Source organism: Stutzerimonas stutzeri RCH2, from assembly GCF_000327065.1.
Classification (GTDB): Bacteria; Pseudomonadota; Gammaproteobacteria; order Pseudomonadales; family Pseudomonadaceae; genus Stutzerimonas; species Stutzerimonas stutzeri_AE.
In genome coordinates this window covers 1,642,540-1,665,817 of sequence record NC_019936.1, presented here as the reverse complement: position 1 = coordinate 1,665,817, position 23,278 = coordinate 1,642,540, and the positions used below count along the sequence as shown (strand labels likewise).

The 23,278-nt window shown below is 63.9% G+C and carries 22 protein-coding genes; 4 read left to right on the top strand and 18 right to left on the bottom strand.

Annotation, left to right across the window (positions count from 1 at the left end):
• Position 1: 1 nt before the first annotated feature.
• Complete coding sequence (locus PSEST_RS07640) at positions 2-1,102, bottom strand: efflux RND transporter periplasmic adaptor subunit (protein WP_015276423.1); 1,101 nt, start codon at positions 1,100-1,102, stop codon at positions 2-4.
• A gap of 93 nt (positions 1,103-1,195) precedes the next feature.
• Here PSEST_RS07640 and PSEST_RS07635 point away from each other — a divergent pair, with 93 nt between their 5' ends.
• Positions 1,196-1,831, top strand: coding sequence for a TetR/AcrR family transcriptional regulator (locus PSEST_RS07635; RefSeq protein WP_015276422.1), 636 nt, complete (start codon positions 1,196-1,198; stop codon positions 1,829-1,831).
• Positions 1,832-1,864: 33 nt separating this feature from the next.
• Here the strand turns inward: PSEST_RS07635 and PSEST_RS07630 are convergent, their stop codons facing one another.
• The 7 genes from PSEST_RS07630 to ppc form a co-directional block, all read right to left on the bottom strand.
• Positions 1,865-2,641 (bottom strand): class I SAM-dependent methyltransferase, encoded by a 777-nt coding sequence (locus PSEST_RS07630; RefSeq protein WP_015276421.1) that lies wholly within the window; start codon positions 2,639-2,641, stop codon positions 1,865-1,867.
• Between the two features lie 63 nt (positions 2,642-2,704).
• Positions 2,705-3,397 carry an extensin family protein gene (locus PSEST_RS07625; RefSeq protein WP_015276420.1) on the bottom strand — a complete coding sequence of 231 codons (693 nt, stop codon included), beginning with the start codon at positions 3,395-3,397 and terminating at the stop codon, positions 2,705-2,707.
• Positions 3,398-3,470: 73 nt separating this feature from the next.
• Entirely contained in the window at positions 3,471-4,277 is an 807-nt protein-coding gene (locus PSEST_RS07620; RefSeq protein ID WP_232422572.1) for a DUF72 domain-containing protein, read from the bottom strand.
• A 65-nt stretch (positions 4,278-4,342) separates the two neighbouring features.
• The gene (locus PSEST_RS07615; RefSeq protein ID WP_015276418.1) at positions 4,343-4,687 is read right to left on the bottom strand and encodes a hypothetical protein; all 345 of its coding nucleotides are present in this window, start codon (positions 4,685-4,687) and stop codon (positions 4,343-4,345) included.
• Positions 4,688-4,751: 64 nt separating this feature from the next.
• Complete coding sequence (gene tsaB / locus PSEST_RS07610) at positions 4,752-5,429, bottom strand: tRNA (adenosine(37)-N6)-threonylcarbamoyltransferase complex dimerization subunit type 1 TsaB (RefSeq protein WP_015276417.1); 678 nt, start codon at positions 5,427-5,429, stop codon at positions 4,752-4,754.
• Positions 5,430-5,573: 144 nt separating this feature from the next.
• A complete protein-coding gene (gene adk / locus PSEST_RS07605) occupies positions 5,574-6,221 on the bottom strand; it encodes an adenylate kinase (RefSeq protein WP_015276416.1) in 648 nt (215 codons plus the stop codon).
• 244 nt (positions 6,222-6,465) lie between these two features.
• Positions 6,466-9,105, bottom strand: a complete 2,640-nt coding sequence (gene ppc, locus PSEST_RS07600) for a phosphoenolpyruvate carboxylase (RefSeq protein WP_015276415.1) — start codon at positions 9,103-9,105, stop codon at positions 6,466-6,468.
• 250 nt (positions 9,106-9,355) lie between these two features.
• Here ppc and PSEST_RS07595 point away from each other — a divergent pair, with 250 nt between their 5' ends.
• The 3 genes from PSEST_RS07595 (at position 9,356) to PSEST_RS07585 (ending at position 11,203) form a co-directional block, all read left to right on the top strand.
• Positions 9,356-9,706, top strand: coding sequence for a hypothetical protein (locus tag PSEST_RS07595; RefSeq protein ID WP_015276414.1), 351 nt, complete (start codon positions 9,356-9,358; stop codon positions 9,704-9,706).
• 275 nt (positions 9,707-9,981) lie between these two features.
• Positions 9,982-10,374, top strand: coding sequence for a DUF4398 domain-containing protein (locus tag PSEST_RS07590; RefSeq protein WP_015276413.1), 393 nt, complete (start codon positions 9,982-9,984; stop codon positions 10,372-10,374).
• Between the two features lie 46 nt (positions 10,375-10,420).
• Positions 10,421-11,203 (top strand): OmpA family protein, encoded by a 783-nt coding sequence (locus PSEST_RS07585; protein WP_015276412.1) that lies wholly within the window; start codon positions 10,421-10,423, stop codon positions 11,201-11,203.
• 88 nt (positions 11,204-11,291) lie between these two features.
• Here the strand turns inward: PSEST_RS07585 and PSEST_RS07580 are convergent, their stop codons facing one another.
• From PSEST_RS07580 to recJ, 10 genes are all read right to left on the bottom strand, one after another.
• Positions 11,292-11,618 (bottom strand): hypothetical protein, encoded by a 327-nt coding sequence (locus PSEST_RS07580; RefSeq protein WP_015276411.1) that lies wholly within the window; start codon positions 11,616-11,618, stop codon positions 11,292-11,294.
• Positions 11,619-11,677: 59 nt separating this feature from the next.
• Entirely contained in the window at positions 11,678-12,424 is a 747-nt protein-coding gene (locus tag PSEST_RS07575; protein ID WP_015276410.1) for a TIGR00266 family protein, read from the bottom strand.
• 56 nt (positions 12,425-12,480) lie between these two features.
• The gene (locus tag PSEST_RS07570; RefSeq protein WP_015276409.1) at positions 12,481-13,140 is read right to left on the bottom strand and encodes a Bax inhibitor-1 family protein; all 660 of its coding nucleotides are present in this window, start codon (positions 13,138-13,140) and stop codon (positions 12,481-12,483) included.
• A 42-nt stretch (positions 13,141-13,182) separates the two neighbouring features.
• A complete protein-coding gene (locus PSEST_RS07565) occupies positions 13,183-14,478 on the bottom strand; it encodes a flavohemoglobin expression-modulating QEGLA motif protein (RefSeq protein WP_015276408.1) in 1,296 nt (431 codons plus the stop codon).
• Between the two features lie 95 nt (positions 14,479-14,573).
• Positions 14,574-16,076 (bottom strand): lysine--tRNA ligase, encoded by a 1,503-nt coding sequence (gene lysS / locus PSEST_RS07560; protein WP_015276407.1) that lies wholly within the window; start codon positions 16,074-16,076, stop codon positions 14,574-14,576.
• A gap of 64 nt (positions 16,077-16,140) precedes the next feature.
• Positions 16,141-17,236, bottom strand: a protein-coding gene (prfB, locus tag PSEST_RS21985; RefSeq protein WP_015276406.1) for a peptide chain release factor 2 whose coding sequence is annotated in 2 segments (ribosomal slippage) — positions 16,141-17,163 and positions 17,165-17,236 — 1,095 coding nt in all. Because the reading frame shifts where the segments join, the coding sequence is not laid out codon by codon here.
• A 125-nt stretch (positions 17,237-17,361) separates the two neighbouring features.
• Positions 17,362-18,078 carry a tellurite resistance TerB family protein gene (locus PSEST_RS07550; protein ID WP_015276405.1) on the bottom strand — a complete coding sequence of 239 codons (717 nt, stop codon included), beginning with the start codon at positions 18,076-18,078 and terminating at the stop codon, positions 17,362-17,364.
• 32 nt (positions 18,079-18,110) lie between these two features.
• Positions 18,111-19,220, bottom strand: a complete 1,110-nt coding sequence (locus PSEST_RS07545; protein WP_015276404.1) for an NADH:flavin oxidoreductase/NADH oxidase — start codon at positions 19,218-19,220, stop codon at positions 18,111-18,113.
• A gap of 95 nt (positions 19,221-19,315) precedes the next feature.
• On the bottom strand, positions 19,316-21,409 hold the full coding sequence (locus PSEST_RS07540; RefSeq protein WP_015276403.1) for a molybdopterin oxidoreductase family protein: 2,094 nt from the start codon (positions 21,407-21,409) through the stop codon (positions 19,316-19,318).
• A 128-nt stretch (positions 21,410-21,537) separates the two neighbouring features.
• Positions 21,538-23,253 (bottom strand): single-stranded-DNA-specific exonuclease RecJ, encoded by a 1,716-nt coding sequence (gene recJ / locus PSEST_RS07535; protein WP_015276402.1) that lies wholly within the window; start codon positions 23,251-23,253, stop codon positions 21,538-21,540.
• Positions 23,254-23,278 lie beyond the last annotated feature (25 nt).

Here is a 23,278-nt window from a genome sequence, read left to right as displayed (position 1 = left end):
ATTACTCCTGGGCGGCCAGCTCGACGGGGCGATTGTGGCGATCCACCGGGCGAACCGACTGGTGATCGCTGAGCATCTGCACCCCGGCCAGGACGATCCAGTCGTCGGCCTCCAGCCCCTCGAGTACCGGCACCAGTTGCTCACCGAACGGCCCGGTCCGCACTTCCACCCGCTCCACAGTAGAATCGGCCTTCAGCCGCCAGACATGCGCCCTGCCCTGCTCGGCGCTCAGCGCCGAGAGCGGCACCGCCAGCGCAACCTCGCCAGCACGGCGAATGCTCACCAGCGCGCTCTGCCCAAGCTCCGCTGGCACCTCCTGCTCGCTGAAGGCGACGCGGGCGGAATAGGTCCGCGACTGCGCATCGGCCGCCGGAGAGAGCTCGCGAATTTTGCCGAGATAGTGGCGCCCCGGCTGCGACCAGAGTTCGACCTCGACATCCTGGCCAACCCGGTAGCGCTCCAGCGACTGCTCCGGCAGATCGATGGCAACTTCGCGCTCGCCATCGGCAGCGAGCACGAAGGCGGTCTGTCCAGCGGCTACCACCTGACCGACCTCGATGCGGCGCTGCGCGATCAGACCATCACTGGTGGCGCGCAGCACGGCGTAGTCGACCTGGTTGCTGGCCACATCGAACTCGGCCCGTGCCTGCTGCAAACGGGCAGCCGCGGCGCGATAGGCGTTGTCGGCATTGTCGAACTGCGACTGGCTGACCAGCTGGCGACCAAGCAACGCCTTGTAGCGGTCGTGTTCCGCCTTGGCCACCCGCAAATTGGCTTCCGCTGCCGCCACTTGGGCGCGCATGCCGTCCAGCTGCAGCCGCACGTCCTGCGGATCGAGCCGCGCCAGAGGCTGATCCTTGCGCACGCGATCACCGGCTTCCACCAAGCGCTCGACGACCTTGCCGCCTATACGAAACGCCAGTTCAGGCTCGTAGCGCGCGTGCACCTCACCGGGATAGCTTTCGCGCGCTTCGCTGGCAGGCTGCGGCTGCACCACCATGACCGGACGAGGCAGCTGCTGCGGCGGTTCGCCGTTGCCGCAGGCGACCAGGGCAAGGGCACAACCGAACATGGAGGCAAGGGACAAGGCATGTCGGAACACGATGAAGTCTCTCTGTCGCGAAGCGGATTGGAATACTTATACTGCGCGGTATAGTAAAAATACCGTACCAGCCAGTCCACTATTAAAACGTTCATGACAGAAAACCACTCCGTATCACCCGGCCCAGGTCGCCCGAAGGACCCAGCCAAGCGCGAGGCAATCCTCGCTGCCGCGCAGGTGCTGTTTCTTGGCAACGGCTACGAAGGCAGCAGCATGGAGGCCATCGCCGCTGAAGCCGGCGTTTCCAAGCTCACGCTGTACAGCCACTTCAAGGACAAGGAAGCGTTATTCAGCGCAGCCGTGAAGACCACCTGCGAAACGCGCCTGCCGAGGCGGCTCTTTCAGGTGGAAGCGGATTGCGACATCGAGACGGTGCTGCTGGCGATCGGCGGCGCCTTCAATGAGCTGGTCAACAGTCCCGAGTCCATCGGCTTGCATCGGGTGATGGTGGCGATGGCGACGCACAATCCGGGACTGGTGAAGATGTTCTTCGATGCCGGCCCGCAGCAGCTGCTGTGCGATCTGCAACAGCTGTTCACCACGGCCAACACGCTTGGCCTGCTGGAAGTCGACGATCCGCTGCGGGCCGCTGAGCATTTCTGCTCGCTGATCAAGGGTGCCCAGCACTTCCGCCTGCTGGTCGGTTATGCCGAGGCGCCAACCGATGAGGAAGGCAGCTTGCACGTACGGGATGCGGTGAGCGTATTTCTGCGCGCCTATCGCCGCTGACCTGACCAAACGGGAGGTTGCAGGCTGGTGAATTCAGCCCTGCAGCTTCTTTTTCGGATAGATGTCGTAGCGGCTGGATTTGCCTTCCAGGCTGTAGCCGGGCTTGCCGCCTTCGATTGCCGGCGCCTTGCGCGGGCGCTTGACCACCACGCGATGGCTGGCCAGTTCCAGCGCGGCGGCGAGCAGCGCGGGGGCATCCATATCGTCGCCCACGAAGGGCCGAAACAGGCGCATCTCCTTCTTCACCAGCGCGCTCTTGTCACGGTGTGGGAACATCGGGTCGAGGTAGATGACCTGCGGCGGCTCGACCTGCCACTGGCTCATCAACTCGATGGCATTGCCTTTGAGCAGCGTCATCCGCGCGGCGATCGCGCCGACCTCGGAGTCCGCTGCCGCGCGACTCAGGCCATCCTCCAGCAGCGCGGCGATCAGCGGCTGGCGTTCGATCAGGCTAACCTCGCAGCCCAGCGTCGCCAGCACGAACGCATCGCGCCCCAGCCCTGCGGTCGCATCCAGCACCCGTGGCCGGACGCCGGGCTGGATACCCACGGCCTTGGCGATCATCTGACCGCTGCCACCGCCGAACTGACGTCGATGCGCGGCAGCACCCTCGACGAAGTCCACACGCACCGGCCCCGGAGCCTGTGCCTCAAGCAGCTGCAACTGCAGACCGGCCTCACCTACCTGCAGCGCAAATTCGGCCCCTTCCAGCTCCTGCGGTAACCCCAGGCGCAGCGCCCAATCATGGGCTGCGGCAGCAAATTGCGCAGCGAGCGGCTCGACCCGAACCAGAGGATTGCTTGCAGACATGGGACACCAGCAACGATGAAAACGGCGCATTGTGCCAGAGCATTCCCGGCAGCGCCCGAATGGTCAGCGGCACATGCCGAAACCGCCCATGTCAACATGAAAGTGGTCGTGATGGGCCGCGTTGTACTCCGGCCCGAGCGTGACGTTGAACGCATCGCAGGCTGCGTCGCGGACCAGACGCAGAAAGCGCGCCTTGTCGCCGTCGCCCTGCCAGTCACGCGCCACGGTGATACGGGTGCCGTTTTTCAAGTGAAAGCCGGCCAGATCCAGTGCGTTGGCGCTGGCGTGCTGGCTGCGCCTATTGCTGCGGGCAATGTTGCGGCAGGCGAAGCTGCCGAAATGATCGATGCGCACCACGGGCTGGCCGAACACCGCCTGCGCGGCCGGTTGCAGACCGTGCAGCTCGAACATCGCATAAGCCGCCGCCAGCGGGCAGGTGGCGAGAAAAGGTCCGTTGAAGCGCACGTCCGAACCCTGGACCCGCACGCTGTTCTCCACCGGACAGCCGGGCTCCGGCGTGCTGTCCGGCACGACGACATAGCGCAGCGGCGCCGTAGCGAGCGCCTGTTCGCACAGCGAACGATCCTGCTGCAGGCGCCTGAGTTTGAGGGGAGTCAACAGATTCGGCGGCTCACGGATGTCCAGCGGCGCCCAGGGATTCCAGCGCGGCGGGATGTCGATCAGTTGCTGCCGGACCGCCAGGACGAAGCCCGCCAGCAGTAGCAAGAGGAGCACAAATAAGCGGCCAAAGGTCATTCCTTATGGGCAACGCCAGGCGCGCGAAGTTGGGGGCAGTGTTTTACAAAAGTGGTCGGGCCGCAGAGTTGACTCAATCGGCGAGCAAGGACAGTTGCGGCGCGACCTGCAGCGAAGGCAGGGCCGGCAGGCCGGGCAAGCGCTCGCTCAGCAACCGATGAAAACGCATCGCCAGTTCGGGTGCGCGGTGATTGTCCGGGGTATGCAGATAGACGTGCGGCGCCTTGCCCGCCTCGATCCAGCCAGCCACCTTGTCCAGCCAGGGCGTCATGAACACATCATTCATTGCCGGTTCGGGGTGGCCGACGAAGCGCAGCTGCGGCGAGTCGCTGAATGCTACCGGGCGCACCGGCAGGCGCGGCTTCTTGCTCTGCGCATGCAACAGCGCCGGATCAGCGGATTGGCAACTGAACAACGCACGGGTATCGAGGCAGATGCGCTCGACACCGCGATCACGCAGCAGTCGATTCAACGCACGTTCGCCCTCGCCCTTGTCGAAGAACGCCGGGTGTCGCACCTCGATTGCCAGCGGCTCGACGAAACCGTCGATAAATGCAGCAAGCTCGCCCAGTCTGGATGGCCCCACGCTGGCCGGCAACTGCAGCCAGAACGGCGTTACCCTTCGCCCCAACGGCAGCAACAGCTGCCGGAACGCGCGTGCCTGCTCCAGCGCCGAGTGCAGATCGCTGGCTTGACTGATTTCGCGGGGAAACTTGGCGCAGAAGCGAAAGCCTGCTGGCATCTGGCCGGCCCAGCGCCTGACCTTCTCCTCAGAGGGCCAGGCATAGAGTGTGGTGTTGCCCTCGACCGAGTTGAAGACCGAACAGTAAGTGGCGAGGAAATCGGAAGCGGACGTGCCCGTCGGATACAGGGCACCCAACCAGGCACTCTCGTTCCAGGAGGGACAACCGAGGTAATAGGGAAGCTCTGGCAGATCGAACCGCCTCAGGCGTACAGGTCGAGTCCGAGCACTTCGGTGCCGTCGAAATCGACTCGGAAACTCGCCGTGCTGGTATAGCTGGCCAACGCCTGGGCGACCCGGCTGGACAATGGGCGCTCCGGCTGCGGCTCGTCATAGCGGAAGGCTGAGTAGCGCTCGACCAGCGCGCTGGAGTTGACCCGCTGTTGCGGACGATCAGCCTGAGGCTGGTAGTCCTGCCCGGAGCGGCTGTCGACCCCGCGCTGCGCCTGCGCGGCTCGCTGCGTTTCCCCATAGCTATCCGCCGCCCTGCCGGTACGGGCAGAACGATCCGTTGAATAGGGAACAGGAAAGGAGCTTTCGACGCGCATCATTCGACTCGATCAGAGGCCCGGCGACTCTAACGGGCAGTCAGGACTTTGGCAACGCCCCTCGTCATTTGATCCCTTTCGGTGTTGCGACGTTGTCGCGCAGATACACCGGCTGAGCCTGGTCGGCCTCCAGCGCCTCGCCGCGCTGCCAGGCGAAGGTCGCCAGATGCAGGAGATCCTCGGCGTGCGGCAACATGCCCGCGTCGCTTGCTCGCACGGCTGACGGAATCCGCTCGGCATAGCCCCAGCCGGTGCCGGCGCCGAACCATTCGCCGTCAGCAGCGCGTGGCAGAACGGCCTGCTCGGGCGGCAACACGGCCTCGCTACCGAGTAGCTGCATCTCCCCGCCCTGCTCGCGGTAACAGCCCCAGTAAACCTCGTCCATGCGCGCGTCGATGGCAGCCGCGACTTGTGCAGCGCCGTGCTCGCGCCAGGCGCGTTGGGCAATGGTCGCGAGAGTCGAAACCGGCAGCACCGGCCGCTGCAGCGCGAACGCCAGCCCTTGCACCACACCAATGGCGATCCGCACGCCGGTGAACGCCCCCGGGCCCCGCCCGAAGGCGATGGCATCCACCGCGGACAGTGCAACGCCGGCCTCGCCAAGCAGCGTCTGCACCATCGGCAGCAGTCGCTGCGCATGCAGACGCGGAATCACCTCGTAGTGGCTCAGCACCTTGCCGTCATGCAGCAGGGCGACTGAACAGGCTTCGGTGGCGGTATCCAGGGCCAGCAAGGTAGTCATCGGGTTGGTCCGGTCGGTGAAAAGGCGCCGATTCTAGCGTATTCGCAGTGCCGGTTCTTTCGTTGTTGCCCAGAGCCTCGGGCAAAAAAATGCCCGTATCGTTGGATACGGGCATCTTCATCGAACCGTGCAGCGCGGGTGCGATCAGCTCAGCGCGGCGAACACCTTGGCGGTGATCTCGTCTACCGAACCGACACCCTCGATACGGGCGTACTTCGGCGTGCCTTCGGCAGCGGCCAGGCTCTGGTAGAAATCCACCAGCGGCTTGGTCTGCGCATGGTAGACCGACAGGCGATGGCGCACGGTCTCTTCCTTGTCGTCGTCGCGCTGGATCAGCTCCTCGCCGGTTTCATCGTCCTGACCGGCAACCTTCGGCGGGTTGTGCTCGGTGTGGTAGACGCGACCCGAGGCCGGGTGCACGCGGCGACCAGCGATGCGACCGACGATTTCCTCGTCGTCCACGGCGATCTCGATCACGTTGTCGATACGCACGCCGGCTTCCTTCAGCGCTTCGGCCTGAGGAATGGTGCGTGGGAAGCCGTCGAACAGGAAACCGTTGGCGCAATCGGGTTGAGCGATGCGCTCCTTGACCAGATTGATGATCAGATCATCGGAAACCAGGCCACCGGCATCCATCACGCTCTTGGCTTTCAGACCCAGCTCGGTGCCTGCCTTGACTGCCGCACGCAGCATGTCGCCCGTGGAGATCTGCGGAATACCGAATTTTTTGGTAATGAAGCCAGCCTGAGTACCTTTTCCGGCACCGGGCGCTCCCAGCAGAATCACACGCATGATGAGTCCTCGAGTTTCTTAGAAGGGGGTGACCCGGCCAGCGGTCCGGTACGGCTCGTCGCTGACGAATCAAAAATTCTGGTTTGCCGCCATGCGACAAAAGGTTGAACACGATACACAGCGCACCGGGACCGCACAAGCCGTCCCGAAAACGTCTCTCGAACCTGATAAATGTCACGATTCGACGCAACTGGCAGCCAACGGCGGCGCCAACTGACGCCGCCGGGCAGTGCGTCTCGCAGCCTCAACCGGTATTACGCAAACCTGCCGCGATGCCCGCCACGCTGACCAACAAGGCCTGCTCGAGCGGGCTTTCCGCCGGGTTCTGCTGCTGCCTGGAACGGGCCAGCAGTTCGATCTGCAGCAGGTGCAACGGGTCGAGATAGGTATTGCGCAGGCTGAACGCCTCCTGGGTCTTCGGGCTATGGTCGAGCAGATCGACCTGGCCGGTCACGCGGAGTACGGCACCGACCACCTGCGACAATCGGTCACGCAGATCGCTACCGAGCGAAAGCAATTCCGGCTGTACCAGGCGCTCATCGTAACGCCGCGCGATATCGGCATCGGCCTTGGCCAGCACCATTTCCAACATGTCGATGCGCGTGGTGAAGAACGGCCAGCGCGCGCGCATCTCCGCCAGACAATCGCCCTCCCCGCGCTGCAGCGCGTTGTGCAATGCCTGTTCCCAGCCGAGCCAGGCGGGCAGCATCAGTCGCGTCTGGGTCCAGGCGAAAATCCAAGGTATGGCCCGCAAGCTTTCCACCCCGCCCTCCCGGCGTTTTGACGGCCGGCTGCCCAACGGCAGGCGTCCGAGCTCGAGCTCCGGTGTCGCCTGGCGGAAGTAGTCGACGAACAGCGGATGCTCGCGCACCACCCCGCGATAGGCCGCCACACCCTCGGCGGCTAGGCGATCCATGGTTTCGCGCCAGCCAGGTTCGGGCATCGGCGGTGGCAGCAGCGTCGCTTCGAGCACTGCCGCGAGATAGAGGTTGAGGTTCTGCTCGGCGATATCCGGCAAGCCGAACTTGAAGCGGATCATCTCGCCCTGTTCGGTGGTGCGGAAACGCCCGGCCACCGAACCCGGCGGCTGCGAGAGGATTGCCGCATGCGCCGGACCGCCACCGCGCCCTACGGTGCCGCCACGGCCATGGAACAGCAGCAGTTCGACATCGTGCTCCCGACAAACCTCCACCAGCTGCTCCTGGGCACGGTACTGGGCCCAGGCGGCGGCCGTGGTACCGGCGTCCTTCGCTGAGTCCGAGTAACCGATCATCACCTCCTGCGGCCCGTGCAGACGCTGGCGGTACCCTGGCAAGGCAAGCAGACGATCGATGATCGGCGCGGCATGGTTCAGGTCATCCAGGGTTTCGAACAGCGGCACCACGCGCATTGGCCGCTGCAGGCCGGCTTCCTTGAGCAACAGCTGCACAGCGAGTACGTCGGAGGCCGCATGCGCCATGGAGATGACGTAGGAGCCCAGCGAGGCCGCGGGTGCTTCGGCGATCACTGCACAGGTGGCCAGCACCTCCGCGGTATCGGCGGATGGGTGATAGTGCGCCGGTAACAGCGGACGGCGATTGCTCAGCTCATGCTGAAGCCAGTCCAGGCGCTTCTGTTCATCCCACTGCTGATAATCGCCGAGGCCGAGGTAATCGGTAATCTCGGAGAGCGCGGCGGCATGGCGCGCGGCGTCCTGACGGATATCGAGACGCACCAGGAACAGCCCGAACACTGCCAGGCGCCGCAGACAGTCGAGCAGTGCGCCATCGGCGATCATGCCCATGCCACAGGCATGCAGCGAGCGGTAGCAGAGCTCCAGCGGCCGGCGCAGCTCGGCGCAATCCTGCAGCACCTCGATCGGTGCCGGCTGACCATGTTCGATAGCTGCGCGCGCCCATTCGCGAGTCGCACGCAAGCGTTGCCGCAACGGTTTGAGCAGTACCCGATATGGCTCGGCCGAATCGCCGCTCTGCCGCAGCAGTTCATCGCTGGCCTCGCGCATGGACAACGCGGTGATCAGCCCTTCGATCTCGCGCAGGTAAAGGTCGGCAGCCATCCAGCGTGCCGTCAGTAGCACCTCGCGAGACACCATTGCGGTCACGTTCGGGTTGCCATCGCGGTCACCGCCCATCCAGGAAGCGAAGCGGATTGGCGCAGCCTCCAACGGTAGATGCAGCCCCGTCGAACGCCTGAGGGTCGCATCGGCCTGGCGCAGCACATTGGGTATGGCCTTCCACAGCGAATTTTCGATCGCAGCGAAGCCCCAGCGGGCTTCTTCCACCGGGGTCGGCCGGTTACGACGAATTTCCTCGGTGTGCCAGACCTCGGCGATCAGGCGCTGCAACTGCAAGGCGATCTTCGCCTGCTCGTCTTCGGAAAGGTCGGTATGGTCGCGCGCCGCCAGCTGTTCGGCGATCGCGTCATACTTCTGAATCAGCGTGCGGCGCGACACCTCGGTGGGATGTGCGGTCAGCACCAGCTCGATCTCCAGACGACTGACCTGTCGCGCAATGAACTCGTCGCCGTGCCCAGCCGCTTTGAGGCGCTCGATAAGATCGGCAAAAACGCCTGTCTCGAAGGGTGCAGGCTCACCTGCCTTGCGGCGGCGTACCTGATGGTACTGCTCGGCGATATTGGCCAGATTGAGGAACTGGTTGAACGCCCGAGTCATCGGCAGCAGTTCGTTCTCGTCCAGGCTGTCCAGCGTCTCGGCCAGCAGCTTGGCCCCATCGGCCGACCCTTTGCGTGCCGCCTTGGCACCCTTGCGGATGCGTTCGATCTTGTCGAAAAACTGGTCGCCATGCTGCGCACGGATGGTGTTGCCGAGCAATTCGCCGAGCAGGTGTACGTTGTCGCGCAGGCGTGCATCGATGATTTTCGCCATGACCTTCTTGCTCCTCCCGCCAATACGGCCAAATGAGTTTCGCGAGCCTCGTCCGAACTATGCGACCGGTGCGCCGCATTGCATCAGACGCTCCGCTGGGAAAACGATCCTGAACGGCTACGCTGAAAATATCTCCAACCAGAGTGCCCACCACGCCGGGCCATGACAAGACGTCAGTGTTGGCAACGTTGGGCAGCGGCATGAAAGCTACGTTTCATTACCGCTCGTAAGCGCGGGCAAAGGAGTAATCATGAGAATTTCCGAGCTTGTCAGCCATTGGGAACGGGACGCCAAAGGCCACATGAGTCAGACCACTTACAGCATTCCGCTGGACGTCGAAAGCGCGGCGCGGCTTGCGGCGCTTGCCGAGATGTACCCCAAGCGCAGTACCGAGGCGCTGCTCGGCGAACTGGTCGGCGCGGCACTTGAAGCCGTTGAAACCAGCCTGCCCTACGTGCGCGGCACGCAGGTGATCGCCACTGACGAACAGGGTGATCCGGTCTACGAGGACGTCGGCCCCACCCCTCGTTTCCTCGAGCTTTCGCGCAGGCACCTCAAGCGCATGCTCGACGAAGAGGCCTCGCCCACATCGTCTAGCTGAGCGGTAAGCACAGCCCTTGCCGCGCCGGCGCCCTGCCTGGGCGCCTCGCCTCCCCACCGCTGCGTAACCATTCCCAGCCGCCCGTACGGCAGGTCCCCGGCTGTTCATCCGTCCCGACAGTCTTCGTGACAGCCGCTCTAGCTCGGCAATTTCAACTGAACGATTGGCGCCGCCAGGCCTCACAAAAATATGTCCCGACATCGGTAGTGACCTAATCAGCACTGCCCAGCCAGGGACGGTAGCTATCCGTATGCCATTCGAACTGGAGACTGACCATGAACAAAGCTGTCGCAACCCACGCTTCGAGATTTCAGCTACCCAAGCTGGCAGCCATTGCCCTTGGCGGCCTGCTGCTGACGGCGTGTGCAGGCAACCCGCCGACCGAGCAGTTCGCCGTGACTGAATCAGCGGTGCGCAGCGCCGTGAGTGCCGGCGGCCCCGAGTACGCAGCGGTCGAAATGCGTGCCGCGCAGGAGAAGTGGAAGCAGGCTGAAATGGCCATGCAGAAGGAAAACTACGAAGAAGCCCGCAAGCTGGCCGAACAGGCCGAATGGGATGCCCGTGTCGCTGAGCGCAAGGCTGAAGCGGCCAAGGCTCAGAAAGCCGTCGACGACGCGCAGCAGGGAATCCAGGAACTACGCGAAGAAGGTATGCGCAACGTTCGCTGATTTCGCCAAGCCGCCATTCCATTTATAGCCATAGGATGAACTCGTCATGCACAAGCTCGTAACTCTACCTACCATGTTGGCCCTGAGCATCGGCCTGGTAGCCTGCGCCAACCAGCCCAACGAGAACCTGGAAGAAGCCCGCAGCAGCTTCTCTGCACTGCAAAGCGACTCGCGAGCCAGCAAAGTCGCCGCGCTGGAAACCCAGGACGCCAGCAACATGCTGGACAAGGCGAACAAGGCCTATCTCAACGATGCCGACAGGGAAACGGTCGATCAGCTGGCCTACCTGACCAAGCGTCGCATCGAACTCGCCGAGCAGACGATCGCTCTGCGTGCTGCCGAAGATAATCTGGGCAAGGCCTCGGCCCAGCGTGCCGAAGCGCGTCTGGAAGCCCGCGATGCTCAGATCCGCAAGCTCCAGGAAGACATGCAGGCCAAGCAGACCGAGCGCGGTACGCTGGTGACCTTCGGTGACGTGCTGTTCGATCTGGACCGCGCCGAGCTTAAGCCGGGTGGCATGCGCAGCGTGCAGAAACTGGCTGATTTCCTCAACGACAACGCCGAGCGCAAGGTGATCGTCGAGGGCTACACCGACAGCACCGGTTCCGCCGAATACAATCAGCGCCTCTCAGAACGCCGGGCCAACTCGGTGCGCGCCGCGCTGGTGAAGATGGGCGTCGACCCACAGCGCATCGTGTCGCAGGGTTATGGCAAGGAATACCCGGTAGCAAGCAACAGCGACTCGGCCGGCCGTGCCATGAATCGTCGCGTGGAAGTGACGATCTCCGACGACAACAAGCCGGTGGCACCTCGCTCGTCGATGCGCTGATCCAGCACAGTACCGGCTGAACGAACGCTCCCGACGCCATCACTCGCGTCGGGAGCGTTTTCGTTTCAGGTCGCGGGGCAGCCGACCCTCAGCGCAGCAGGCCTGCCGGAACCTGTTCTTCCATGCAACGCACGGCGCGCTTTTTGTTGTCCACCAGCACACCGGTCAGGCCCTTCTGCTCGGTATCGAACAGCACCAGCACGCCATCGATGCACTGCGCCACCTGCGAGGCCGGCTTCAGCGATACCCGGTAGTCTTCGCCAGGAACGGTCTTGAGCATGGTGTAGTCCGCCAACAGCAGTGCGTCTTCAGGCTTGGCGATATGCACATAGCCGTAGTAGGTCAGCACGGCGACGGTGCCGACCACGCTGCCGATGGCGGTGAGGATCAGCGGAATGGGATTGCGTTCGGACATGGACGATCTCAGCGGGCCAAAGCGCGCATTGTGGCAAATTCGAGTGCTCCGGCGTCAGCTCATTTGCCGCCGGCACGGGTTTCGCCACGCGCCTGATAGGTGGCCTCATAGACCCGCTCGGCCAACCGCGAGAACGGCAAGCTCTGGATCCAGACGCTGCCGGTGCCCTTGAGCGTAGTCAGCAGCAGCCCTTCACCACCGAACAGCATGCTGCGCAGCCCACCAGCCAGCTGGATGTCGTAGTCGATGCCCGGCGTGAAAGCCACCAGACAACCCGTATCCAGGCGCAGGGTTTCGTTGTTCAGCTCCTTGCGGATCACCGTACCGCCGGCGTGAACGAAGGCCAGCCCGTCGCCATCCAGGCGCTGCAGAATGAAGCCCTCGCCGCCGAAGAAGCCGGCACCGATACGCTTGCTGAAGCTGATGCCGATCCGCGTGCCATAGGCCGCACAGAGAAAAGCGTCCTTCTGGCAGATCAATTGACCACCGAGCGCCGCGAGGTCTACCGGCACCACCGTACCCGGATACGGCGCTGCGAAGGCAACCCGTGCCTGTCCCTTGCCCTGGTTGGTGAAATGGGTGAGGAACAGCGACTCGCCGGTGATCATCCGCTTGCCCATGCCCCACAGCTTGCCGAGCACACCGCTCGCCGAGCCGTCGCCCATGCGTGCCTCGAAGCGCACGCCATCGGTCATGTAGTTCATCGCGCCGGCCTCGGCGATCACCGTCTCGCCGGGATCGAGGATGATTTCCACGCTCTGCGCGGACTGTCCGAGGATTTCGTATTCGAGTTCGTGACTGGCCACGGCGAGCTCCTGATCCTGTGATTGCAGCGCGGCGCGAGCGGCTTGGCTGCCCCTGTCTACTTGCGCCCGAGAATGCGCAGGATACGCAGGAACAGGTTGATGATGTCCATATAGAGCGCCGCAGCGCTGTCGATGGCGTTGTCCAGGGTTTTGGGAATCTGGTTTGCCCGCCCCCAGTCAACGCCGACATATCCGCAGAAGATCAGCACGACGATCCAGTCGATCACACCATGGTGGATACCGAGGATGAACAGCTCGACCAGCTCGACGACGATCACCAGCAGCAGCGCCACTGTCAGCGCACGGGCGATGCTGGCAAAGAACCTCGGAAACAGCGTGCCCAGCAGCATCATGCCCAGGGTTACCAGTGCCGTGATGCGGATCGCCTCATGCACCAGCGCGCTGTCGTAGCGGCTGACTACCAGGTTGACGACCAACCCGAACGGCACCACCACCAGGTTGTAACCAAGGAAGCTCACCCAGGGCTTGTTCGAACGATGGAACAGCCAGGCACCGGTCAGGCAGCTGGCGAAGTAGCCGCCAACGAACAACCAGGGATGGGTGCTGCGAATGGACTCGACGGGGATGTTGCCCACCATCCACCAGTTGACCCAGAAGCCCCAGCAAAGGGTCAGGCCAATGACGAGGTTGTAGGCGCCAGCCGAGAGGGTGCGGTCCAGCGGGCTGGACCGACGGGCAAAGACGGGGTTTTCCATGTCGTTACGCTTCCTTGCGTGAGGTGTATCCGGTGTTCGGGATCAGAGAATGTTGGCGTAGTCGGCTTCGATACGATCCAGACTCAGGTGATTGAGGAAGTTGGAGAAACACATCCAGGCCGATAGTGCGTTGAGATCCTGAAACTGCTGCGGCAGATACTTGGGCGGCACCACCATGCCTTCGTCCACCAGCTGGCGCAGCGTGCGCATGTCCTCCAGCGTGGTCTTGCCGCAGAACAGCAACGGGATCTGCTCGAGCTGGCCCTTGCGCACGGCGAGCTGGATGTAGTTGTAGATCATGATGAAGCCCTTCAGGTAGGACAGGTCCTTGGTGAAGGGCAAGCCATCCGGCGTCGAGCCACGGAACACGCGGCTGGCGTTGCTGTAGCTCTCGTCGTCGCCATAGCCCTGCTCGCGGAAGAAGGCGAACACGTCGAGAAAGTCGGCACCCTCCTCGGCCATGTGAATGGCGCGGGTGCGGTTGGTCAGCTTGCGCAGGCGCGTCGGGTAGGAGGCGAAGGCGATCACCTCCATCAGGATTGCCAGACCTTCCTGAGTCACCGTGGAAGACGGCGGCCCCTTGGCGAGGAAGGTGCAGATTGGCTGGTTCTGCCCGTTGAGTGTAGTGCCGACATGCACCAGCCCTTCGTGCACTTCCAGTGCGCGCACATCACGCTCGTTGAACAGCGCATCGCTGCGGATCTTGATGTAATCGGCGCCAGCCGCGGCATCGGCGAGGATGCCGTCGGATTCGAAGACACGGATCACGCCCTCGCCTTCGCCGAACACCACATCCAACCGCTTCTGCAGCAGCTCGACGGCCTGCGGCGCGGTTAGATTCTTCGGCTCGTCACGCAGGTCGCCGCGATCAGCGATGTTGTTCAGGTAGTCGGAGAGCATCAGGCCGAGGTCGGCCAGGGTTGGATCGCCCGCGTGGAAGGCATCGGATGCCGCGCCGTAGAGCTCCTGGGAGATCATGCCGAAGTCCGGCGTGCCCCGCGCTTCGAGCATGCGGATGACCATGCGGTATTCCTTGCACATGCGCCGCATGATCTGCCCGACCGGGTTGAACTGGCCGAGCTGACGGGTAATGTCGCGCTCGATGTCCTGGAATTCCTGCTTCTTCGCGCTGGAATCGAAGGCCAGTGGCCGACCCTCGTAGTAGCCGCGATCGATCTTCGGCAGCTCACGGCCCTTGGTGGCGAAAAAGCCCTGGCGGGTACTCTCGTCCCACTTCACCGCGTCCAGCACGCGCACCGGGGTTTGCGCCTCGACGATACGGTCGGACAGCGCACGCACGATGCTCTGGTATTCGTCCAGGTTGTTACGGGTGTTCATCACTACCTCTTCACGGATGATCCGTACCGTTGAGGTTATACCCGCAGATGCCTGCGCCAGCACACTGCGGGTCGGTGACCTTCGCAGTCAGTGGATCAGACTTCCGGTCGCATGTGCGGGAAGAGGATCACGTCGCGGATCGACGGCGAGTTGGTCAGCAGCATCACCAGACGGTCGATACCGATGCCCTCGCCGGCAGTCGGCGGCATGCCGTATTCCAGTGCACGAACGAAGTCGGCGTCGAAGTGCATGGCTTCGTCATCGCCGGCATCCTTGTCGGCCACCTGGGCATGGAAGCGCTCGGCCTGATCCTCGGCGTCGTTGAGCTCGGAATAGGCGTTGGCGATTTCACGACCACCGATGAACAGTTCGAAGCGATCGGTAACATTGGGATTGCGGTCGTTACGACGCGCCAGCGGCGAAACCTCGAACGGGTACTCGGTGATGAAATGCGGCTGCTCCAGCTTGTGCTCGACCAGCTCCTCGAAAATCATCACCTGCAGCTTGCCCAGCCCTTCGTGACCGAGCAGCTTGGCGCCGGCCTTCTTGGCGATGGCACGAGCCTTCTCGACGTCGTTCAGGTCATCCGCGGAGATTTCCGGGTTGTACTTGAGGATCGAGTCGAACACCGACAGCCGCGCGAACGGCTCGCCGAAGTGGAACACCTTGTCGCCATAGGGCACGTCGGTGCTGCCGAGCACAGCCTGGGCCAGCTCGCGGAACAGCTCCTCGGTGAGGTCCATGTTGTCCTCGTAGTCGGCGTAGGCCTGGTAGAACTCGAGCATGGTGAACTCGGGGTTGTGCCGGGTCGAGACGCCTTCGTTACGGAAGTTGCGGTTGATCTCGAACACGCGTTCGAAGCCACCCACTACCAGACGCTTCAAGTACAGCTCCGGCGCGATACGCAGGAACATCGGCATGTCCAGCGCGTTATGATGGGTCTCGAACGGTTTGGCCGCAGCGCCGCCGGGGATGGTCTGCAGCATCGGCGTTTCCACTTCGAGGAAGTGACGCTCGGCGAGGAATTTGCGGATATGCGAGATGACCTGGGAGCGCACGCGGAATGTTTCGCGGACTTCCTCATTGACCATCAGATCGACGTAGCGCTGGCGATAGCGCTGCTCGGTGTCGGTCAGGCCGTGAAACTTGTCCGGCAGCGGACGCAGCGACTTGGTCAGCAGACGCACGCTGTTCATGTAGACGTACAGGTCGCCCTTGCCGGAGCGCGCCAGTGTGCCCTCGGCGGCAATGATGTCGCCCAGGTCGAAGTGCTTGACCGCCTCGACCTGCTCGGCCGGCAGCGTCTTGCGATCGACATAGACCTGGATGCGCCCGCTCATATCCTGCAGCACCATGAACGGCCCGCGGTTGAGCATGATGCGCCCGGCGACCTTGACCGGAATGGCCGCCGCCTCCAGCTCCTCCTTGGTCTTCTCGGCGTACTGTTTCTGCAGGTCGCCTGCATAGCTGTCGCGACGGAAGTCATTGGGGAAGGCATTGCCCTGCTCGCGCACGGCAGCAAGCTTTTCCTTGCGCTGGGCGATCAGCTTGTTTTCTTCCTCTTGGATGGCGTGCTGGTTCAGCGGTTGTTCGCTCATTGCGGGTCGTCCCGGTCAAATCGTTTCAATGGGGGTGCTTGCGGCTTGAGGCTTGCAGCTGCTCTCAGAGCCCCTGTTTCAGGCTGGCTTCGAGGTACCCGTCGAGGTCGCCGTCGAGCACCTTCTGGCAATCGCTGCGCTCCACACCGGTACGCAGATCCTTGATGCGCGAGTCATCAAGCACATACGAGCGGATCTGATGGCCCCAGCCGATATCGGACTTGGTGTCTTCCAGCGCCTGGGACGCCGCATTGCGCTTCTGCATTTCCTGCTCGTACAACCGGGCCCGTAGCATCTTCATGGCGGTGTCCTTGTTGGCGTGCTGGGAACGCTCGTTCTGACAGGCCACCACGGTATTGGTCGGCACGTGGGTGATACGCACGGCCGAATCGGTAGTGTTTACGTGCTGACCACCGGCACCGGAGGAGCGGTAGGTGTCGATGCGCAGGTCGGCCGGGTTGATCTCGATCTCCACCTTATCGTCGATCTCGGGCGATACGAACACCGCTGAGAACGAGGTGTGGCGACGGGCGCCGGAGTCGAACGGGCTCTTGCGCACCAGGCGGTGCACGCCGATCTCGGTGCGCAGCCAGCCGAAGGCGTATTCGCCCTTGATGTGCACCGTCGCACCCTTGATGCCGGCAACTTCGCCCTCGGACAGCTCGACGATCTCGGCGCTGAAGCCGCGCTTGTCGGCCCAGCGCAGGTACATACGCAGCAGGATGTTGGCCCAGTCCTGGGCCTCGGTACCGCCGGAGCCAGCCTGGATATCGAGGTAGCAGTTGTTGGGGTCCATCTCGTGGCTGAACATGCGGCGGAACTCGAGCTTCTCGAGAATTTCGCGCAGGCGCTCGACTTCGGCCACGATATCGTTCACCGCGCCTTCGTCGTTTTCTTCGGCGGCCATGTCGAGCAGGTCGCGCGAATCGGCCAGGCTACCGGTCAGATCGTCGATGGTTTCGACAATCTGCGCCAGGGTGGCGCGTTCACGGCCCAGGCTCTGGGCGTATTCGGGCTTGTTCCAGACGTTGGGGTCTTCGAGTTCGCGGTTTACTTCGACGAGACGATCATGCTTCTGATCGTAGTCAAAGATACCCCCGAATTGACAGGGTGCGCTCGGACAGGTCCTTGATGCTGTTAAGGATCGGGTTGATTTCCATAGGTAGGCAGCTCTCAATCGGACGGTGCAAAAGCCGGCGATTATAACTCAGCCAACCCGCGCTGACAGCCCGCCAGGCGCGCCGGCGGACGGTCAGAAAAACGGATTTGCACTCGTAATGCTTGATCAGGCGCTCACGCCGCGTACCTGGCTTTCCAGTTCGGCTTTGAGGTCTGGGTCGAGTTGCAGGCAGCGCGCCAGTTCGTCGAGGTAGGCGCGCTCCATGAAATGCTCCTCGTCGACCATCAGCACGCTGGCCAAGTACATCTCCGCAGCCAGCTCCGGCGTACTGGCGCTACTGGCCACATCGGCCGGGTCCAGCGGCTTGTTCAGCTCAGCCTCCAGCCAGTGCTGCAGATCAGCATCGGCCAATTTGCCCAGCTCTGCCTCGATCAGCTGGCGCTCACGGGCATCGACATGGCCGTCGGCCTTGGCCGCTGCCACCAGTGCCTTGAGAATGCCCTGACTGTGCACCTCGACCTCTGCCGGCGGCAGGCGATCGATTGTCTGTGGCGTCTGCTGCTGCGTCCCGCCCTGCTGCGCCTGCCAGTTGCTGTAGGCCTTGTAGGCCAGCACGCCGAGCGCCGCCAAACCGCCATAGGTCACCGCCTTGCCGCCCATCTTGCGCACCTTGCGGTTGCCCAGCAGCAGGCCCATGGCACCGGCGGCCAGCGCGCTGTTGCCACTGCCGGAAAGCACCTTGCCGAGCGAACCGCCACCGACACCGGAGAGCAGGTCGCTCAAACCACCACCGCCGGGTTTGCCGCCCATGCCGGATTGCTGTTTCTGCAACAGGTCCTGCCCGGACTTGAGCAGTTGATCGAGAAGGCCACTGGTTTTCATCGGATTCTCCGCGTGAATGACGTAAAGGATTGCTAGTCGAACGATTCGGGCACCTGCCGAATCGGCGTGTCGCGATGGGCGGCGCGCACGTATTGCGCCGGCCAGGCCACGGAACTGTCGCGCAGGTCCTCGGCGGCATGCAGTGGCCAGTACGGATCGCGCAGCAGTTCGCGGGCGAGCAGAATCAGGTCGGCCTGGCCGGTGCGCAGGATGTGCTCGGCCTGCACCGCCTCGGTAATCATGCCGACCGTGCCGGTGGCGATGCCCGCCTCCTTGCGCACGCGCTCGGCGAACTGGGTCTGGTAGCCCGGCCCGACTGGAATATCGGCGTTGGCCGCGGTGCCACCCGACGACACATCGATCAGGTCGACGCCAATTTCCCTGAGCCGCCGTGCAAGCTCGACCGTTTCGTCGGCGTTCCAGCCGTCATCGACCCAGTCGGTAGCCGAAAGGCGGACGAACAGCGGCAATTCCTCGGGCCAGACCTGACGAACAGCTGCCGTAACCTCCAGCAGCAAGCGGATACGGTTGTCGAACGAGCCGCCGTAGCGATCCTGCCGCTGGTTGGATAGCGGCGAAAGGAACTGATGCAGCAGGTAGCCGTGGGCCGCATGTACCTCAGCCACCTTGAAGCCGGCCGCCAATGAGCGCTCGGCCGCCTCGACGAAGGCCTGCACGACGCCCGCGATGCCGGCGTCGTCCAGCGCCGTCGGCACGGCATGTTCAGGCGAGAAAGCAATGGTCGAAGGACCGACCGGGGTCCAGCCGCCAGCGGCGATCGGCACGCTGCCGTGCTTACCGAGCCAGGGCCGCCAGGTGCTCGCCTTACGCCCGGCATGGGCCAGCTGCACGCCGGCGAATGCGCCCTGCGCCTCGATGAAGCGGGTGATCCGCCGCAATGGCTCGACATGCTCGTCGGACCAGATACCCAGGTCGTCCGGCGAAATACGTCCCTCAGGGCTGACCGCCGTCGCCTCGATGATCACCAGCCCGGCGCCACCGACGGCTCGACTGCCCAGATGCACCAGATGCCAGTCGTTGGCCATCCCGGCTTTCGCCGAGTACTGGCACATGGGCGATACGGCAATCCGGTTGGGCAGTTTGAGCTGGCGCAGGGTAAGCGGCTGGAAAAGCTGGGACATGTCGGCCTCTACTGTCGGGAATGCGGATTTGACACCCGTCAGTAGAGACCGTTTCGCCGCTCATGCCCAGCCCGACATCGGTGGAACTGTCCGCCTCAGGCAGCGCTGACCTGCACCGGCACACCGTTGAGCGCGGCATTGCCGGATACATCCAACTGGCGCTCGTCAGTCAGGTCGTTACTGCTGGCGCCCGGTTGCTGCCGGGCGATATCCATTTGCACGCCAGGACGGGCGTGGCCCCAGCCATGCGGCAGGCTGACCACGCCGGGCATCATCTCCTCGCTGGCCAGCGCCTCTACCTCGACCACGCCGACACGGGAATGCACACGCACACGCTGGCCATCCTGCAAAGTCCGAGCAGCCATGTCCGCAGGGTGCATCAGCAGCTGATGACGCGGTTTGCCCTTCACCAGGCGCTGGTAGTTGTGCATCCAGGAATTGTTGCTGCGTACATGCCGGCGGCCGATCAGCAGCAGCTCGTCGCTCTTGGTCTGCGGCTCGGCGGCGAAGCGCTGCAGATCGTCCAGCATCAGTGCCGGCGCGGCCTGGATGCGCTGGTTCGGCGTTTTCAGGCGCCGCGCCAGATTCGGCTTCAGCGGCCCTAGATCCAGGCCGTGGGGATAATCCTCCAGCGCTGCGAGGCTCAGCTTGCGCTCGGACTTGTCACCGTACGGCCCATGGCGCAGCGCCAGGTCCATCATCTGCTGCGGCGGCATGGTGGGCTTCAGCTCGACGCCCACCCGCGCTGCGTAGGCCCTGGCCAGCCCGATGAAGATTTCCCAGTCGTGCAGCGCACCCTCGGGCTTGGGCAGCACCGGCTGGTTGAAGCGGGTGACGTTACGCACGGCGAGCAGGTTGAAGGTGGCATCGTAATGGTCGTGCTCCAGCGGCGCGGTCGGCGGCAGGATCACGTCGGCATAGCGAGTGGTTTCGTTGATGTAGAAGTCCACGCTGAGCATGAACTCCAGGCCATCCAGCGCCTGCTCCAACTTGCGCCCGTTGGGTGTGGAGAGCACCGGGTTTCCAGCCACGGTGATCAGCGCACGCACCTGCCCTTCCCCGGGCTCGAGCATCTCTTCGGCCAGTGCCGCGACCGGCAGTTCGCCGCCGTACTCCGGCAACTGCGAGACCCGGCTGCGCCAGGCGGCGAAATGGCCGCCGGAGGTGGTTTCCACCAGATCCACCGCAGGCTCGGTACACAGCGCGCCGCCGGCTCGATCGAGGTTGCCGGTGACCAGGTTGATCAGCTGCACCAGCCACTGGCAGAGCGTGCCGAAGGCCTGGGTCGAGACGCCCATGCGCCCGTAGCAGACCGCCTTGTCCGCCGCTGCGAAATCCCGCGCCAGCTGGCGGATCTGCTCGGCCGGAACCCCGCAACGGGCGCTCATCGCCTCGGCGTTGAAGGCGGCGATTGCCGTGCGCACCTCCTCGATGCCGTCCAGCGGGAGCTCGCTGGCGCGCGTCAGCCCTTCCTCGAACAGGGTATTGAGCAGGCCAAACAGCAGCGCCGCGTCTTGTCCCGGCCGCACGAACAGGTGCTGATCGGCGATCGCCGCGGTCTCGCTGCGGCGCGGGTCGACCACCACCAGCTTGCCGCCGCGGGCGCGGATCGCTTTCAGCCGCTTTTCCACGTCAGGCACGGTCATGATGCTGCCGTTGGACGCCAACGGATTGCCGCCGAGGATCAGCATGAAATCGGTGTGATCGATGTCCGGCACCGGCAATAGCAGGCCGTGGCCGTACATCAGATGGCTGGTCAGGTGATGGGGCAACTGGTCGACCGAAGTCGCGGAAAAGCGGTTGCGCGTCTTCAGCAGGCCGAGGAAGTAGTTGCTGTGGGTCATCAGCCCGTAGTTGTGCACGCTCGGGTTGCCCTGGTAGATCGCCACCGCATTGCCGCCGTGGCGCTCGCGGATGTCGGCCAGGCGCTCGGCAACCAGTTCGTAAGCCTCGTCCCAGCTAATCGCCTGCCACTCATCGCCGCAGCGGCGCATCGGGTGGCGCAGGCGATCGGGGTCGTTCTGGATGTCCTGCAGGGCGACAGCCTTGGGACAGATATGGCCGCGGCTGAAGCTGTCGAGGGGGTCGCCCTTGATCGAAAGGATGCGCTCGCCTTCGGTCTGGATGGTCAGGCCGCAGATGGCTTCGCACAGGTGGCAGGCACGGTGATGGACGCTGATGTCGCTCATTTCGGATTCCCGCATGGCGCTGTTGTTGTCCAGCCACTCTAGGCGCCACGGCCATGGGCAACAATCAGACGTCTTGACGGGGAATGCCGATGGATTCAGCCGGCCTATCATCGGCCGGCATGCTGCGGTCAGCGCGGGGCGATATGCGCCACCATCAGTTGCACGCTTTCCTGGCCGCGATACTCGTTGACGTCCAGCTTGTAGGCCAGCTCCGCCCAGCGCACCGTCGGATTCGGCCAGATTTCGCGGTCGACGTTGAAGGCGATGCCATCGAGGGTCAGCGAGCCGCATTCACTCTTCAGCACCAGCTTCAAATGGCGCTCGCCGACGATACGCTGCTGCACCAGCTGGAATACCCCATGGAACATCGGCTCGGGAAAATGCTGACCCCAGGGCCCGGCGTTGCGTAGTGCGCGGGCCAGCTCCAGGTGAAACTCCTCGACGCTGAGCTGGCCGTCGGTGAGCAACCGGCCGGTGAGATCTTCCTCGCACAGCTGGCGACGCACTTCGGCATCGAAGGCCGCGGCGAAGGCACCGAAGTTCGCTTGTGGCAGCGACAGCCCGGCCGCCATGGCGTGCCCGCCGAACTTGCTGATCAGGCCGGGATGCTTGGCGGCAACCGCATCCAGCGCATCGCGGATGTGAAAGCCCGGCACCGAGCGCGCCGAGCCCTTGAGCAGCCCATCGCCAGCATCGGCGAAGGCGATGGTCGGGCGGTGGTAGCGCTCCTTGAGGCGCGAGGCGAGGATGCCGATCACGCCCTGGTGCCAGTCCGCCTCGAACAGGCACAGGCCGAACGGCAGGTCCTCCAGCGGCAGATCCTTCAGCTGCGCCAGTGCCTCGCGCTGCATGCCCTGCTCGATGCTCTTGCGGTCCTTGTTCAGCTCATCGAGCTGGACCGCCATATCGCGCGCCAGCGCCTCGTCCTCGCAGAGCAGGCATTCGATGCCCAGCGACATGTCGTCCAGCCGCCCGGCCGCGTTGAGTCGCGGTCCGAGAATGAAGCCCAGATCGGTGGAGGTGATGCGTCGATGATCGCGCCCGGCCACCTCGAGAATCGCCCGCAGCCCTGCCCTCGCCCGCCCGGCGCGAATCCGCGCCAAACCCTGATGGACCAGGATGCGGTTGTTGGCATCCAGCGGCACCACGTCGGCGACGCTGCCCAGCGCTACCAGGTCGAGCAGCTCGGCGAGGTTCGGCTCGGCCCAGCCCTGCCGGACGAACCAGTCCAGCTCACGCAGACGCGCGCGCAACGCCAGCAGCACATAGAAGATGACCCCGACCCCGGCGATGCACTTGCTCGGAAAGGCACACTCAGGCTGGTTGGGATTGACGATGGCATCCGCCGCCGGCAGTTCGTGACCCGGCAGGTGATGGTCCGTGACCAGCACCTTGAGCCCTGCGGCCTTGGCGGCCGCCACGCCGTCGACACTGGAGATGCCGTTGTCCACCGTCACCAGCAGATCGGGCTCGCGCTGCAAGGCGACCGCAACGATTTCCGGGGTCAGGCCATAGCCATATTCGAAGCGATTGGGCACCAGGTAATCGACATGCGCCGCCCCCAGCTGACGCAGACCAAGTACACCTACGGTGCTGGCCGTGGCGCCATCGGCATCGAAATCGCCGACGAACAGGATGCGCTGGCGCTTTTCCAGCGCCTCGACCAGCAGCTCCACCGCCGCATCGATGCCCTTGAGCTGCTTATAAGGAATCAACCGCGCCAGCCCCTTGTCCAGCTCCTCTGCGCAGGTCACGCCACGGGCCGCGTAGAGGCGCTGCAGCAGCGGCGGCAGTTCGCCAAGGTCGGGCAGCTGCTCGGGCAGGGGGCGGGGTTCGATACGCATGGAATTTTGGGCTCGGTGCAGGTCG